The sequence below is a fragment of the Paenarthrobacter sp. 10L420 genome, from assembly GCF_056395385.1.
This window is the reverse complement of the sequence record NZ_JBFTJK010000008.1, coordinates 186,552-201,757: the sequence shown is the minus strand read 5'-3', so window position 1 is coordinate 201,757 and position 15,206 is coordinate 186,552. Positions and strand designations below refer to the sequence as shown.

At 63.0% G+C, this 15,206-nt stretch carries 14 protein-coding genes and 1 pseudogene; 6 read left to right on the top strand and 9 right to left on the bottom strand.

Going from position 1 to position 15,206, the window contains the following annotated elements; translation table 11 throughout:
• Positions 1 to 287: pseudogene (locus tag AC1DD5_RS14325) on the bottom strand (urocanate hydratase); the annotation flags it as partial.
• A 207-nt stretch (positions 288 to 494) separates the two neighbouring features.
• Here AC1DD5_RS14325 and AC1DD5_RS14320 point away from each other — a divergent pair.
• Positions 495 to 740: an SRPBCC family protein gene (locus AC1DD5_RS14320; protein ID WP_477521860.1), complete on the top strand. Its 246-nt coding sequence runs from the start codon at positions 495 to 497 to the stop codon at positions 738 to 740.
• A 14-nt stretch (positions 741 to 754) separates the two neighbouring features.
• Positions 755 to 937 carry a hypothetical protein gene (locus tag AC1DD5_RS14315; protein WP_477521859.1) on the top strand — a complete coding sequence of 61 codons (183 nt, stop codon included), beginning with the start codon at positions 755 to 757 and terminating at the stop codon, positions 935 to 937.
• Between the two features lie 54 nt (positions 938 to 991).
• On the opposite strand, the gene AC1DD5_RS14310 is transcribed toward AC1DD5_RS14315, so the two are convergent.
• The 3 genes from AC1DD5_RS14310 to AC1DD5_RS14300 form a co-directional block, all read right to left on the bottom strand.
• Positions 992 to 1,798, bottom strand: coding sequence for an IclR family transcriptional regulator (locus AC1DD5_RS14310; RefSeq protein WP_216922359.1), 807 nt, complete (start codon positions 1,796 to 1,798; stop codon positions 992 to 994).
• A 173-nt stretch (positions 1,799 to 1,971) separates the two neighbouring features.
• A complete protein-coding gene (locus tag AC1DD5_RS14305) occupies positions 1,972 to 3,594 on the bottom strand; it encodes an ABC transporter permease (RefSeq protein WP_477517962.1) in 1,623 nt (540 codons plus the stop codon).
• Complete coding sequence (locus AC1DD5_RS14300; RefSeq protein WP_477518015.1) at positions 3,591 to 4,583, bottom strand: ABC transporter ATP-binding protein; 993 nt, start codon at positions 4,581 to 4,583, stop codon at positions 3,591 to 3,593. Before AC1DD5_RS14300 ends, AC1DD5_RS14305 begins: the two co-directional genes overlap by 4 nt.
• Before the next feature lie 102 nt (positions 4,584 to 4,685).
• Here AC1DD5_RS14300 and AC1DD5_RS14295 point away from each other — a divergent pair, with 102 nt between their 5' ends.
• Entirely contained in the window at positions 4,686 to 5,354 is a 669-nt protein-coding gene (locus tag AC1DD5_RS14295; RefSeq protein ID WP_477521858.1) for an alpha/beta fold hydrolase, read from the top strand.
• A 91-nt stretch (positions 5,355 to 5,445) separates the two neighbouring features.
• Here AC1DD5_RS14295 and AC1DD5_RS14290 read toward each other — a convergent pair whose 3' ends face one another.
• Entirely contained in the window at positions 5,446 to 7,569 is a 2,124-nt protein-coding gene (locus AC1DD5_RS14290) for an ALF repeat-containing protein (RefSeq protein WP_477521857.1), read from the bottom strand.
• A gap of 239 nt (positions 7,570 to 7,808) precedes the next feature.
• Here AC1DD5_RS14290 and AC1DD5_RS14285 point away from each other — a divergent pair, with 239 nt between their 5' ends.
• On the top strand, positions 7,809 to 9,245 hold the full coding sequence (locus tag AC1DD5_RS14285; protein WP_442016412.1) for an amino acid permease: 1,437 nt from the start codon (positions 7,809 to 7,811) through the stop codon (positions 9,243 to 9,245).
• A gap of 81 nt (positions 9,246 to 9,326) precedes the next feature.
• On the opposite strand, the gene AC1DD5_RS14280 is transcribed toward AC1DD5_RS14285, so the two are convergent.
• Positions 9,327 to 10,190, bottom strand: a complete 864-nt coding sequence (locus tag AC1DD5_RS14280; RefSeq protein WP_442016411.1) for an SDR family oxidoreductase — start codon at positions 10,188 to 10,190, stop codon at positions 9,327 to 9,329.
• A gap of 106 nt (positions 10,191 to 10,296) precedes the next feature.
• Between AC1DD5_RS14280 and AC1DD5_RS14275 the strand changes: the two genes are divergently transcribed.
• A complete protein-coding gene (locus AC1DD5_RS14275) occupies positions 10,297 to 10,662 on the top strand; it encodes a winged helix-turn-helix transcriptional regulator (RefSeq protein ID WP_091464815.1) in 366 nt (121 codons plus the stop codon).
• 90 nt (positions 10,663 to 10,752) lie between these two features.
• On the opposite strand, the gene AC1DD5_RS14270 is transcribed toward AC1DD5_RS14275, so the two are convergent.
• Positions 10,753 to 11,502: a 3-hydroxybutyrate dehydrogenase gene (locus AC1DD5_RS14270; RefSeq protein WP_442016410.1), complete on the bottom strand. Its 750-nt coding sequence runs from the start codon at positions 11,500 to 11,502 to the stop codon at positions 10,753 to 10,755.
• 4 nt (positions 11,503 to 11,506) lie between these two features.
• Positions 11,507 to 12,895 carry an MFS transporter gene (locus AC1DD5_RS14265; RefSeq protein ID WP_442016409.1) on the bottom strand — a complete coding sequence of 463 codons (1,389 nt, stop codon included), beginning with the start codon at positions 12,893 to 12,895 and terminating at the stop codon, positions 11,507 to 11,509.
• A 136-nt stretch (positions 12,896 to 13,031) separates the two neighbouring features.
• On the opposite strand from AC1DD5_RS14265, the gene AC1DD5_RS14260 reads away from it, so the two are divergent.
• Positions 13,032 to 13,922, top strand: coding sequence for a LysR family transcriptional regulator (locus AC1DD5_RS14260; protein ID WP_442016408.1), 891 nt, complete (start codon positions 13,032 to 13,034; stop codon positions 13,920 to 13,922).
• Here the strand turns inward: AC1DD5_RS14260 and AC1DD5_RS14255 are convergent.
• Positions 13,911 to 14,828, bottom strand: coding sequence for a spermidine synthase (locus AC1DD5_RS14255; protein ID WP_442016407.1), 918 nt, complete (start codon positions 14,826 to 14,828; stop codon positions 13,911 to 13,913). The two genes, AC1DD5_RS14260 and AC1DD5_RS14255, sit on opposite strands and share 12 nt — an antisense overlap.
• Between the last annotated feature and the right edge of the window lie 378 nt (positions 14,829 to 15,206).

Here is a 15,206-nt window from a genome sequence, read left to right as displayed (position 1 = left end):
TGGGTCCGGAACACACCCACCGGCTTGCCGGACTGCACCAGCAGGGTCTCGTCCTTCTCCATCGTCTCCAGGGTCCGGGTGATCGCATCAAACGCAGCCCAGGACCGGACAGCACGGCCCGTGCCGCCGTAAACCACCAAATCATCAGGGCGCTCAGCGACCTCGGGATCCAGGTTGTTCATCAACATACGCAACGGCGCCTCGGTCTGCCACGACTTGGCAGTGAGCTCAGTACCCCGCGCGGCCTTAACCGGACGGGCACCAGTAGTGAAATCGGCGGGTGCCATGATGACTCCTTCGTCTTTGGGAAGTGTGTAGTGGAAAGTTCTTCTGCTTCTACTAAAGCCCCTTTACGAGGCCTCAGGAATGGCTTTTAGGTGGGTGCTGTCCGGGATTACAGACGCACGCCGTCCTTCTGCGTTCTTCCCCCAAGCGTCGTGGTGAAGTAGGGCCAACCCCTCGCATTCACACGAGAAGCAGCGCATGCTGGACCCATGGCAACGTTCCGAGTTACCACACTCGTCGCGGCTCCGCCGGAGCGCGTTTTCGCGACGTGGACGGATCTGGACCGGTTCCCGGAATGGATCGGCGGAGTCACCGGCGTGACCGATCGGGTTGGCTCGATCGACCAGGCCGGAAGCCGCTACACGGTGAAGTTCGGACGAATGGCAAGCCCCACGGAGATCCTCGCCGTCGAACCCCCTGGCACATCCGCACACGGTTCGGCAACGCGATCCTGAAGGGTGAGTCAGATGTGAGGTTTGCCGCCGAGGGAGGCGGCACGCGCATCCAGCAGGAGTTCGTGACCCGTGGATTCATCTCGGCGATCTTTGGGCGGATTTTCGCCATGGGATCCTACCGGGGCAGCTTCCGCGGTGAGCTGGAGACCTTCCGCAGACTCGTCGAGCGCGAAGCGGCCGAACCTGGCAAAACCTGAGCCGGCGAACCGATGCCCGGCGAATCGAAGCCGCGTGAATAGGATGCGAACGGCCTAGCCAGCCGGTCGTCCGTGAATGCGTACCGACAATTCGTCCGCAGCCTTGCGGATGCGCGCAGCAAGTACCGGCCATTGCTCAGCCGGCACTTTGTCCTCCAAGAACGTGACGGCGACTGCCGCCGTCGGCCATCCCACGTGGTCAGTCACAGCTGCGGCGATGGAGCCGAATCCAGGCGTAATCTCGCCATTTTCCGTGGCGTAGCCGCGCTGCCGCACCTGGTCCAGGTGGGAGGACAGGGCGGAGTACTTCATGATCGGGAATTCCACTTCGTGGCGCGACGTGAAGGCGGCGGCGTTCGGGTAAAGAGCCCGAACCTGTGACTTTGGCAAGGCGGCCAGGATCGCGCGGCCCGAGGCGGTGAGGTGGCTGGGCAGGCGGACTCCGACGTCGGTCACCAGGCTTGGGCGGTTCTTGGCGCGTTCCTCCACGATGTAAAGGACGTCGCGGCCGTGAAGCACGGCCAGATGCGCGCTTTCGCCGATCACGTCCACCAGAGAGGCCAACATGGGCCGCCCGAGACGCGACAACGGCTCCTGCCGCGAATAGGCCGAACTGAGCTCGAAGGCGCTGATGCCGAGGCCGTAGCGCTGCTCTTCGTGCAGATGCAGGACGAAGCCGTTGGCCTCCATGACGCCCAGCAGGTGGTACACGCTGGAGCGCGGCAAGCCGAGCGCCGTCGCAATGTTCGACGCCGCCATCGGCCCCCGGCGCGAGGCCAAGAGTTTGAGGATGCGCAGCGTATTTTCGGCGGCAGGGACCTTGGACGTGGCCTTGCCTGGTGCCAGTGGCGTGGTTGTCATGGTTCCTCACTGCTCAAGACTGCTGAAGGAGACACCGTCCAGCCTTGCTCGGGGTGATGTGTCCGGTATCCCGTACTCAAGCGTGCCTTGTTACGCCGGGCAACGCCAGACCACTCACTCTATGCGGTGTCTGAAATACCAGACTTAACTAGTGTCTCGTGTTTGAGAGTGGCTCAGACCGTGCCAACCTCCCGACGCCGCACGGCGGCAAACGCGAACACCGCGAGAGCCGCTCCAATCCCGAGCATCCAAAAGCCGCCACTCCAATCTGTTCCGGTGTTGGTAACGATTGGCGTGTGCGTGAATGGCGAGAGGTCCCTGAGGGTCTTGTCGAAGCCCAGCATCCCGCCGTAGACACCCAGCACGATGCCCAGTGCCAGCAACGCCCAGCCGATTGGGACAGTAGCGCGGGGAAAGGTAACAAAAACCGCAGCGGGCAAGGCAAGGTATAGCAGCGCAGCCGGGATTTGAGCCCCGGCGGTCTCCCATACGCTGCCCACTTCAATGGCTGATTCACCGGAGACCGCCAAGGAATACCAGGCACCGAAGGCCGCGAACACCATGACGAGAACCACCGAGGCTGCCCCGAGGCCGAGAAAGCTGCCAAACCAACGAATGCGTCCGAGCGGTTGCGAGAGCACCAGTTCTGCCGTGCCCGCCACTTCTTCCTGCCTCAATCGCAGAACGGCCTGGAGTCCGCAGGCCGCCGCCAGGATGCCACCGATTTCAAACAAGACAGCAATGACCAACTGCGTCATGGATGTTCCTTGCGCCTCGATCATGGCCCTGAGGATCGCGGTCACGGAGGAATTCGAGATGCTCACCTGCTGAATGGCAGCGCCGAGGGCGCCGGTGAGCAGACCCGCGATAAACCCGCCAATGCACCAGCTGACGATGGCGCCCTGCTGGAGTCGGAGTGCCAGGGCGAACGGCCCGCGGAGCGAGGGGTGGGCGTCCGTCGGGCCTCTCCGTCCGGCGAGCACGCTCGCGCCAACATCCCGCCTCGACATGATGACCACGGTCAGTGAGACGCATACGATTCCAAGGCCCAGCGGAAGCAGCAGGGGCCACAGGCGATTTCCCGTGTAGGCAAAAGTCTGCTGCCCCCAGCCGATGGGCGAAACCCAGCTAGGCCATGCTGCCGTTACCGTAAGGCCGTCCTGGCTGACCTTGCCGGTCGCGTCCCCGAAACCGCGCAGAAGATAGGCGGCGACCACCAGCCCTGCCGCCGCTCCGTTTGCCCCACGCGAAGTACTCATGAACTCGGACGCGAGCAATCCGACGGTGAGAAACGCCAAGCCAATAGCTCCGGCCGCAAGACCGGCAATCAGCGAGCCCGCGGCATCGAGCCCGCCAGAGATAAAGCCGATCGTGACTGCCGCGGCCACCAGCACGATTCCTATGAGCCCATGGGTCACTGTCGCCGTCAACGGCATCCACCGGCCCGCTGCCGTGGACGCGACCAGCTCAGCCCGGCCGGCTTCCTCCTCGGCGCGCGTATGCCGTACTGCCAGGAAGGTGTTCATCAGGCCGGCAAGGACACCGATAAAGGCGAAGATCTGGAAAAACGTAAATGCGTCCAGAGCAGGGCCCCTGACCAGCCCGCGGAGAATCAAAATAGCGGGAGTCGCCGTGGCAACATGCAGGATTTCGGCGCGGGAAGCATCGTCGCCGTACGCCGAAGCCACTGCTGTTGTGGCGAAAAAGGCGAGCGCACCGATGGAAGCAACCCAGCTCAGGAGTTGCCACCGGTCGCGGCGGAGTCGCTGCCAATAGAGGTCAAGAAAACGGCTCATCTCAAGGGCCCGTCCTGGCGGCCCGGGCGGCGCCGCCGGTGGTGAGCGCCGCCGTCGGACTTCACTTCCTCTGACTGGGGCGGAAGGGCAACCCCGTAGTGGCGGAGGAACAACTCTTCCAGCGACGGCGGAGCGACCAGCAGGCCCTGCACACCCAGACGGCCAAGAATCGGCAGGACCTCGTGGACACGGTCAGAGTCGGCACTGAACTTGACCCGGCCTGCGGCCAAGGTGAGGTCGTGGACTTGGGAAAGGCCTTGGAGGGCTTCGAGGTCCACCTGGTCCTGCGCGAAAGAGATCCCTGTGCGGGTCAGGTGGCGCAGGGATTCGAGCGTCCCGCCATCTACGATCCGCCCTGCGCGGATGATGCTAACGCTGTCGGCCAGCTGTTCCACCTCGGAGAGAATGTGGCTGGAGAGAAGGACGGTGGCCCCTTTCTCACTGACGAGCCTCCGGATCTCGCGAGTAAAGACAGCCTCCATGAGGGGATCCAGGCCGCTTGTTGGCTCGTCCAGAAGGTAGACCTCGGCGTCGGCAACGAGGGCTGCGATGAGCGCAACTTTCTGGCGATTTCCCTTTGAGTAGGCACGGCCCTTCTTGGTGGGGTCAAAGTCGAAGAGCTGGCACAAACGCTCCTTGCTGCGTCGATACCCAGCGCGATCTGCCCCGCCATCCCGAAGCCGCGAGAGGAAATCAATGGCCTCTCCCCCTGATAGATTCGGCCAGATGCTGACATCGCCGGGGACGCTGGCAACACGCCGGTGGAGTTCAACGGCGTCGGCCCATGGGTGCAATCCAAGGACTCTCGCACTGCCGGACGAGGCCCGTGCCAGGCCAAGCAGGATACGCAGGGTGGTGGACTTCCCTGCTCCGTTCGGGCCGAGGAAGCCGTGGACTTGCCCCTCGGGGACTTCGAGATCGAGGCCGTCCAGTGCCTTGACCCGGCCGAAATTCTTATGAAGATCGACGGTCTGGATGACAGGGTCCATTGAGCCGACGTTACGCAGGATCGGCGCCCCTGTGAAGGAAGACAATAGGGAGATGAGATCCATCGTCTTGCATCCACGCCGCTGCGTGCGGCCCGAACTGCAATGAGTACGTTCATCCTGATCCCTGGAGCGGGCGGCACGGCCTGGTATTGGAGCCGGGTGGTTCCTCTGCTGGAGCGTGCCGGACACGAGGCCGTTGCCGTCGACCTCCCAGGGGACGACGAAAATGCTGGCCTGCCCGAGTACACGCGACTGGTCTTGGAAGCCATCGGCGCCAGTACCGACGTCGTGCTCGTGGCCCAATCACTAGGGGGTTTTACCGCCCCCTTGGTCTGCGACCGTGCGTCAATCCGCGGGCTCGTCCTCGTCAACGCGATGATCCCGGTGCCGGGCGAAACCCCCGGCGAGTGGTGGGCAAACACAGGTTGGGACGCCGCAAGGGAGAGCGCGGCGGCGGCCCACGGTTACAGTCCCGAGTTCGACGTTGCCACATATTTCCTGCACGACGTTCCACCGGACGTCGCTGCCACGGGCGAACCGTATCAGCGGGCGGAAGCCAACGCGGTCTTCGAATCAGCCTGCGACTTCACGGAGTGGCCCAGCATCCCAACCCGGGTACTCAGCGGGAGGGGAGATCGGTTCTTTCCCGTGGAATTCCAGCGCAGAGTGGCCAAGGAGAGACTCGGACTCACGCCGGATGTCGTGCCAGGCGGCCACCTGCTGGCCTTGGCAAACCCGGAGGGCGTAGCGAAGTACCTACTGCGGGGCTGAGCCGCCTTGGCAAAGATGCCCGCGGGAGGTCGGTCCCAATGTCGGGATGTTCATCAAATTCACCAAATTCACCAAATTCACCAAAGTTAACCTAAGGCTTGGCCTTGACCGGCGTGTCCGGCGCTCCCCTAGCCGGCACCCTTCGGCGCAGAAGCAGCGTGATTCCACCGGCCGCCGCGGCGACCAGCAACGCAATCAGCCCGATGGTCCAAGCGTTCAACCCCTGTGACGTGCTGGCAGCCGTGGCGGCTTCCTGGGTTTCCGGCTCCACAGACACGATGTCACCCGGATTTGCGCTGCCGGCCGGAGGAGGAAGTGCCGGTAGGCCAGTGGCCGGCGCAGCTGTCCCGCCCGTTGCGGGGATCACGACGGCGGGTGCCGATTGCCACGGCACCAGCGCCGGGGCCGGGGGGACTGATCCAGCCAACTGGTGGACGTCGACGAGCGGCACGCCACTAAGCGGTAGCGCTGCTTCAGCAGCATTGACTGCTCGTGCCTGCCGCGCCGCCTCAGCCTGCCGCGCCGCTTCAGCCTGCCGCGCCGCCTCAGCCTGCCGCGCCGCCTCAGCCTGCCGCGCCGCTTCTGCCTGTCGTGCCGCTTCAGCCGACTTGGCAGCGTTGGCCGCCGTCCCGGCGTCGAGCGCTGCTTTGTCTGCCAGTCCGGCGAGTTCGGCGATCATGACGTCGACCGACGCTACGTGGGCGGCCGTGGCCTTGTCACGCTCGGCAGCGGCGGCTTTTCCGCTGGTCATGAATGCCTGAAGGTCGGCCCTACTGCCGTCGAGGGCGACGCTGGCAGCTGCCCGCACCTCGGGTGTTGAATCCAAGGCGAAGGTCGTCTGGACCCGGTTATCCAGGGCCAACGCTTGATCAAATCCGTAGTCCAGGAAGTACCGGACATCAGCGTGGTTTGCCGAACTGAGAGCGGCGTCGGCGGCTGCGTTTACATGCCCGCCACCAAGGTGGAGAAGCTGGTAAACGCGCTGCCGGTCCGCGCCCAAAGCAGAGCCATCCAGTTTGATCGCCGCCGCGTAGCCACTGGTGATGAAGGCCTTGATCCCGGAGTCGCCTGCCAGATGTGCAGCCTCAGCGGTCTTCTTCACCTCCGGGGTGCCGGTAAGTGCCAGATCCAGCGTGGCCTGCCGGGCTTCCTTAATGCGGGCATCGAGATCGGTTCCCGGTGCGGTAAGGGTTGCCAGTAGCTCCGGAATTTCGCGGGCCGCGGCCGCGAAGGCCGCCTTGGCTGGCTCCTCGGATGTCAGCAGCGCAGTATCCGTGGCCTGCCGAGGCGAAGCCAACGATGAAAGGAAGTCCCTGTCCGCGACGAGACGCGATGAGTCCGCTGACCTCGCAGCAGTTGCGGTGCTCCGAGCCTGCTCGACGGCGGTCCTCGCCCTCTCCGCCACGGCGGCGGCCCCGTTGGGGTTGGCTGCGACGTCTGCCTTGACCTGCTGCAGCAGGTCAGTCACTGCCGCGGTTTCAGTGTGATGGTCTGAGGCGACGAACTGCCCGTAGCGAAGGAAATCAGCAACGAAGTCCGCGCTGGAGGTGTCGAGGGCAGCTTGAGCTCCGAGAGTTACCGCAGGCACGGGTGAATTCGTCAGGTAGTAAACCGCCTCCCGATCCTGGCCTTGGGCAATCTTCCTCCAGCCCTCAAGCACGAACTGCTCAATGGCTTCCCCGCCCGAGTCCAGGCTCTTGGAAGCGGCAGCACTGATTTGAGGGTTTTCCAGGCTAGTGAAAAACGTCGCCGTCGTCCGAAGGTCGCCGTCCCAAGTGCTCGCCCACCCGTCGGACAAGAAGGCTATTGTTGCGGCGTCGGAAATGAGAGCTGCTTTCGCGGAGGACCGCACGTGCGCGCTCCCCCGCTTCGTCAGCTCGGTGACCAGCTCCTTACGGTCCGTTGCCAGCGCAACGTCCTGTCCGCCGTCGAGGAATGCCTGCACCGCCTCGGGCCCGCCCACCAAGGCAAGCTGGGCTGCCGCCCGCGTTGCCGGCCCACCTGCCCTCCACAGATCAAGGACCCCGGCCGCATCAACAGCCCGCTCTACGAACGGAACAGGAGCCTGCGAGGCGAGGGGAATCTCAAATTCGGGAATGTCGTAGGCCTGGGCGGGGCCGGCGAAGAGCAGGGATGCCCCCGCTAACAAGGCAACAAAGGCCGCGGTCCAACGATGGCGGGCAGCACGGATGGAAGCAACGCGGAAAGCAGACATCAAAGATTCCCCCAAGAAAGATGCGACGACAGTGCCCGAGCCATCCGGGCGGCGTTGGACCTGAAGACCTGCCTACCGGGGTGACTAGCTGTCCGCGGACATCGTATCTGAGATTCGACTGTGACTCCTGTCGCACTGTCTGCGATCAAAGACACCAAACACCCGTGAGGCCAATCACAAGGCGGCCAAAAGTGATCTGCTGGATAGCGATCCCCTCCCAAAGACGAGAAGGTTTTACCATGCAACAAACCATGCTGGCTTCGAAGGACACTGTCCTCCAGGCCGCCGGTACGGCACTAAGCCGTGGCCTCAACGTCCGTCACATCCGCTTCATGGCACTCGGATCCGCAATCGGCACGGGACTGTTTTACGGTTCTGCGTCCGCCATACAGAAAGCCGGCCCGGCCGTCCTTTTGGCCTACATCATCGGCGGCGCAGCCGTGTTCATGGTGATGCGAGCACTTGGTGAAATGGCCGTCCGACACCCCGTTTCCGGCTCATTCGGCCAATACGCGAGCAAGTACCTTGGACCGTTCGCCGGCTTCGTTACCGGCTGGACGTACGTGTTCGAGATGGCGATCGTGGCCATCGCCGACGTCACCGCGTTCAGCATCTATATGGGCTTCTGGTTCCCACAGGTGGATCGCTGGATCTGGGTCCTCGCGATCATTCTCTTCCTGGGTGCCATGAACCTGTTGAGCGTTAAGGTCTTCGGTGAACTGGAGTTCTGGTTCTCGCTGATCAAGGTGGTGGCGATTATCGCCATGATCGTCGGAGGCGCAGCAATCGTCGTTTTCGGCTTCCAAACGGGCGACGGCGGGGGCGTGGCACCGGGGTTGGGGAACCTGGTTAACCACGGCGGTTTGTTCCCGAACGGCTTCGAAGGGCTCCTGGCTGCGTTCGCCGTTGTGATGTTTGCGTTCGGTGGGATCGAAACAATCGGCATTACCGCTGGCGAAGCTGCCGATCCCAAAAAGGTCATCCCGCAGGCAGTCAACACTGTGCCAGTCCGTGTGCTGCTGTTCTACGTCCTGACCCTGGGCGTGTTGATGAGCATCTTCCCGTGGAACGAAATCGGCAGCAGCGGCAGCCCGTTCGTGCAGATCTTCGACGGCCTGGGCATCCCTGCTGCGCCGCACATCCTCAATGCCGTGGTCATCACAGCAGCCCTTTCCGCTATCAACAGCGACATCTTTGGTGCTGGCCGCATCCTGTTCGGACTTGCCCAGCAGGGCCATGCTCCGAAGAGCTTCGGCAAGATCTCCAGGCACGGCGTCCCTTGGATGACCGTGGTGATGATGGGCGGAATCCTGCTTGTGGGCGTCCTGCTGAACGCTGTGATCCCGGAGGATGTGTTCGTTCTGATCGCGTCGATCGCCACGTTTGCCACAGTGTGGGTTTGGGTGATGATCCTTGCTTCGCACGTTGCCATGAAGCGGGAGATCAAGCGCAAGGGGCTTCCGGCGTCGGAATTCGGTTCACCCTTATGGCCGGCAGCATCCATTCTGACCATGGCGTTCATGGCTATGGTGATCGTGATTCTCGGGGTCTTCGAGGACACTCGGGTAGCCCTGTATGTCGGCGGTACTTGGCTGATCCTGCTGTTCGTGGCTTACAAGCTATGGGTTCGCGGTGGTGGCCTGCGTCGTGCAGAGCTCGTGGACGAGACGGCCTGATTACCCGCGCCGAAACTGCAGTTAATGCCAATGTTCGCGCGGAACATTGGCATTAACTGTCAGCTCGTGAGGGGGCTCGGCTCAGATGGCGGCAGCAGCGGAGCGGACGGCCACGGACAAGGCAGTTGCCGGGCGCCCGATCAGTTTCCGGAGATCACCGGTGGTCACCAAAAGGTCGCCGCGGCCAATGCCCAGATCGGTGTCGGCCAGGATCTGCGCGAAGCCTTCCGGCACCCCTGCGCCCGTCAGGAGATCGGCGTATTGGTCTGCCGGGAGGTCTCGATATTCGATGGACTTGCCTGATGCAGCGCTAATTTCGGCGGCCAGCTCGTCCAAGGTAAATGCCTCGTCACCGCCCAACTCATAGATCTTGCCGGCCTGGTGCTCCGCAACCAGAACCGCGGCCGCAGCTTGCGCGTAGTCTGCGCGGGAGGCACCGCTAACCTTGCCGTTTCCGGCACTGCCCGCAAGTGCGCCCTGCGCCAGCGTTCCCGGCAACTGGTCGGTGTAGTTCTCGATGTACCAGCTGTTGCGAAGGAGGACGAAGGGGACGCCGGATTCTTTGAGGATGGATTCCGTGGCCTGGTGCTCTGCAGCCAGCTTCATGCTGGTGGTGTCTGCGTTGGCAATGCTGGTGTAGGCGAGAAGCTCCACACCCTCGGCTTTTGCCGCCTCGATAACCGTGCGGTGCTGCTCTACCCGCTGTCCGACGGCGCTTCCCGATATGAGAAGGACCTTGGTGGCACCTTTAAGCGCCTGGGCGACCGACGCAGCGTCGTCGTAGTCCATTGCAGCGGCGCGAACGCCGCGAGCAACGAAATTGGACAGCTTTTCGATGGAGCGCCCGGTGGCGACAATGCTGTCAGCGGGTACATTGCGTTCAAGGAGGGCCTCTATGACGTGGCGGCCCAGCTGGCCTGTTGCTCCGGTAATGACGATGCTCATGACTGGTTCCTTTCAAGGAAATTAATGGGACGGTCACCGATCACAACCAACGCTTCCGCAGATAACTTCCCGAAAGAGAGTACGCACTTTAAGGTAAGGTACTGACATGAAAGTAAGTACCCTCCCGGCCACCGTCGCTGACGGCGTCTTCCCTGCCGGCTGCCCGAGCCGGACAGTACTGGACCACATCACCAGCAAATGGGGTGTGCTGATCCTGCTTTCGCTTTCCGAAGGCGATCAGCGATGGAGTGAACTGCGCCGACGCGCTGAGGGCGTCAGCGAAAAAATGCTGGCCCAAACCCTGAAAACGCTCGAACGGGACGGGCTGGTACGCCGCGACGCACAACCCGTCATCCCACCGCGCGTGGACTACAGCCTGACTGAACGCGGCCGCGAGCTCACGGCACTGCTTATACCCCTGGTGACCTGGGCCTTTGATAATGCCGAGGCAATCATCGGCGGCCAAAGTTAGCCTGGATCTCCGCGCCGAAACTATAGTTAATGCCAATGTTCGCGCGGAACATTGGCATTAACTGTCACCTCGGCGAAGGGATGGTGGGGGTTACCGGGCAGACCACCCACCGTCCATGGTGTAGCTCGCGCCGGTGACCATGCCGGCGTCGTCCGAGGCCATCCAGGCTGCCAACGACGCGACTTCCTCAACCTCCACCAGCCGCTTTACTGCCGACTCCGTCAGCATCACCTTGGCTAAGACCTCTGACTCGGGGATGCCGTGGAGCCGGGCTTGATCGGCGATCTGTCGCTCCACCAAGGGCGTGCGAACGTATCCAGGGTTGATGCAGTTGGACGTCACTCCATGCTCGCCGCCCTCCAAGGCAGTGACCTTGCTGAGCCCTTCCAGGCCATGCTTCGCGGAGACGTACGCGCTCTTGTAGGCCGAAGCGCGGAGCCCGTGAACCGAGGAGATGTTGATGATCCGGCCGAACCCATTGGCGTACATGTGTGGGAGCGCGGCCCGGATGAGGAGGAACGGGGCCTCCAGCATCAGGGCGAGTATCCGCCTGAATTCAGCAGGTTCGAACTCCTCGATCGGCGCTACTTTCTGGATGCCGGCGTTGTTGACCAGGATGTCGCAGTCAAGGCTGAGGGCGGCCAGGGCGTCGACGTCCAACAGGTCCACAGTCCAGGCAGTGCCGCCCAGCTCGTCGGCGAGGGCCGCAGCTCCGGAGGCATCGACGTCGGCCACTACAACTTTCGCCCCGCGGGCGGCGAGCGCGCGGGCGCAGGCTGCCCCGATTCCGCTGGCACCGCCGGTGACCAGTGCTTTGCGCCCATTCAAGGAGTTGTCCATGGAACTAGCCTTTCGAAGCTGAAGACGTAGTCAGACCGTGTCGCACGGCGTCGGCTTCGTCCACGTCCTGCAGCGCGATGCCCTTGGTTTCCTTCAACGACACAACGGCGACGACGGTGATGGCGCAGGCGACGACGAGGTAGATCGCCGTGGGCAGCCAGGAGCCGGTGTCCTTGAGCCATTGTGTTGCCAGCAGCGGCGCGAGTGACCCTGCGAAGATCGACGTAACCTGCGAGCCGAGCGAAACGCCGGAGTAGCGCATACGGGTGGGGAAGAGCTCGGACATGATTGCCGGCTGGCCTGCATACATGAACGCGTGCAGGCACAGCCCGATGGTCACGGCCAGCACGATGACCACGGCATTTTTGGTGTCGAACATGGGGAACGCGAAGAACGGCCATGTTGCGCCGGTGATGGCGCCCACCAGGTACACGGGCTTGCGACCCCAGGCGTCAACAAGACGCCCAACCTGGGGGATGACCAGGAAGTGGATCACGTGCGCAATAAGCAATGCGAGCAGCAGCGATGACGTGTCGTACTTGTGGACGCTCTTGAGGTAGACGATCGCGAAGCTGACCACCAGGTAGTACATGATGTTCTCGGCAAAGCGGAGGCCCATGGCCTGCAGGATGCCCTTGGGGTATTTGCGGATGACTTCGCCAACGCCGTAGCTGATGGCCTTGGATTCCTCCACCTGTGCCTTGGCCTCGAGGAAGATGGGTGCCTCGGTGACGTGGGTGCGGATGTAGTAGCCGACGAACACGATCACGGCGGAGAGCCAGAATGCTACGCGCCAGCCCCAGCCAAGGAAGGCTTCGCTGCTCAGTGTGGTGGACATGGTGAACAGAACTGCGGTGGCCAGAAGATTGCCCACGGGCACGGCTGCCTGAGGCCAGGATGACCAGAAACCGCGTGACTTGTTGGGGCTGTGTTCAGCGACCAGGAGCACGGCACCTCCCCACTCGCCACCGAGGGCGAATCCTTGGATGAAGCGAAGCGCCACCAGCATGGCCGGTGCCCAGTAACCCAGATCGGCGAAGCCGGGGAGGCAGCCCATGAGGAACGTCGAGACGCCGACGATCACAATGGTCAGCTGGAGCGTGGGCTTGCGGCCCAGTTTGTCGCCGATCTGGCCGAAGACGATCCCGCCGAGCGGGCGGGCTACGAAGCCAACCGCGTACGTCAGGAACGCCTGGATGATGCCGTCCAATTCGTTGCCGGTGCTCGGGAAGAAGTATTTGCCGAAAACCAGCGTTGCTGCGGTGGCGTACAGGAAGAACTCGTACCACTCCACCACTGTGCCCACCATGGAGGCAGCGACGATCTTCTTAAGGCCGGAGCCCTTGCCGGATTCGTTCCCGGCCCTTGATGTGGAGCGCTGCTCTACGCTCATATCCATCTCCTCAGTGTCCTCGTTGACCCTTTTGACGTGCTCTGATCCACAACACGAAATGCTCCACTGAGTATTACTGCAGATTCAGCCCTCCTCAATGACCAATCCGGCACCAAGTGTGTGCAGAATTGCAGATATGAATCCCAATCCGGACGATCTCCTCATCCTCCTCGCCGTCTCACGCTCAGGAAAATTCACGACGGCGGCGCAAGCCTTGGGCCTGAACCACACCACCGTTTCGCGCAGGATAGCGGCGCTGGAAAAGACTCTGGGCGGCCGCGTTCTCGCGCGCGCCGCCGGAGGCTGGGAAGTCACGGAGTTGGGGGCAGAGGCGGTGCTCGTAGCAGAACGCATCGAAACTGCGGTGGGTGCGCTGGGACCGAGCGACGGCGCGCCCGACCCCATTACCGGCGTCGTACGCATGACCGCAACGGATGGTTTCAGCGCCTATATAGCTGCGCCCGCCGTGGCGAAGCTGAGACGCGACCACCCTGGGCTCAGCGTCGAGATCGTCACCGTGACGCGGCGGGCGCTTCAGCAACGCTCGGGCCTGGACATCGAAGTGGTGGTCGGGACGCCACAGGTCCATCGGGCAGAGGCAATCCGTCTGGGCGAGTACCGGCTGGGAATGTACGCCTCGCGCTCCTACCTTGCGGACAACGGGACACCGGGCACCATCGAGGAACTGACGCAGCATCAGTTGGTCTACTTCGTGGATTCCATGCTCCAGGTGGATGATCTGGACGCACCAAGGAGGCTCGTCCCAACTATGCGCGACGGCCTGAGCTCCACCAACGTGTTCGTGCATGTGGAGGCGACGAGGGCAGGCGCGGGCGTGGGATTCCTGCCGTGTTTCATGGCCGACCGCCACGCAGATTTGGTGCGGCTCCTGCCTGCGGACTTCGCGGAACTGCTCCCCTACTGGATGGTCCTCCGTCCCGACTCGATGCGCCGCCCAGCGGTAGCCGCCGTCGTGCAGGCCCTGCGCGAGGAGACGGAAGGGCGGCGCGAGGAGCTACTGGGCTGAAGCCGCCGGCGGATCGTGCCGAACCGGGGTCCCGGCGGCGAAGGCCCGCACTTGGGTGTCGTTCCAGATGTGCGCAGGGACGGCCCCGCCCAGGAGCTTGCGGGCCAGCGTTGGATCGTCGACGAATGGCACGTGGCTGCCGGCCATGATCATGTTTCCGTAGCGGCGGCCCTTGAGCATGGCGGGGTCGGCGATGATCATGGTGTGCTCAAAAGTATCGGCGATGGTGGCAGCATCAGCGCGTGCATTCTTCAGATCCGGGGCGTCGCCAGAGTTGACCACGTACAAGCCATCGGGGGCAAGGACAGCATCGGCGTGGGCGTTGAACTCGCGGGTGGTGAGGGCGCGCGGCGTGAAGGCTCCGGCGAAGACGTCCCTGATGATGAGGTCCCGCGTATTGGGGGTTAGGGACTCCGTCACTTCCCGAGCCTCGCCCACGCGGATCCGCAGCAAAGGCGCCTTGGGGAGTTCGAACCAGGCACGGACGTAGTCGGCGAGCTTCCCATCGAGTTCCACCACCACTTGCCGCGCATCCGGGTACGCCGCGTTGAAGTATCGCGCCATGGAACAGGCTCCCCCGCCCAGATGCAGGGCACGGAGTTTTGGCTTGGCCTCCCGTGGCCACCTCGATTCCACCAGCGCAGCAATCCAGCGCATGTATTCGAAGTCAAGGAACAGTGGATCGGCCAGGTCAATGTGCGAGCTCAGCACGCCGTTGATCTTCAGGAGCCAGCCGTTGTTGTTGTCAGGATCGGGAATCAGTTCGCAGTCGCCAGTGTCAATGTAATAGACGCCTGCAACGGGGCCGTCAGGACGGGTGCCGGGAGGCACCTCGATGACTCCCGCCGTCGATCTTCCCGCCCGGCCGGACTTGCCTGCCTTGCTGGATTTACCGGGTTTGGCCATTAAAACCGTCCTGCCTGAGTCATAGCTCCAGCCTAGTAGAGGAGCGATTGGTCGCGTTCCACGGGAGGATTTACTAAGGATGCTTACCATTCGAGGCCATTGGGCCATAAGATCTCTTCATGGAAGCTTTGGGGTCGGTTTGGGTAGAGGTGTTTACGGTCGCGTTCGCCTGGCTGACCGTGGTCTGCCTACTGATTGCCCGGGTGCCCAAACCGCCGAGCCTCCTGGAGGAGCCCCTCGAGGAAGAACCACCCGGCAACGAGGTACCGGCACCAGGAGCAAGCCAAGGACGGTCACGGCACCTCTTGCCCAAGCCACATGCAGCCAGGCGTCCCAGGCCGCGTAACCATGAGCGGGCAACACCTAACGCTTGACGGC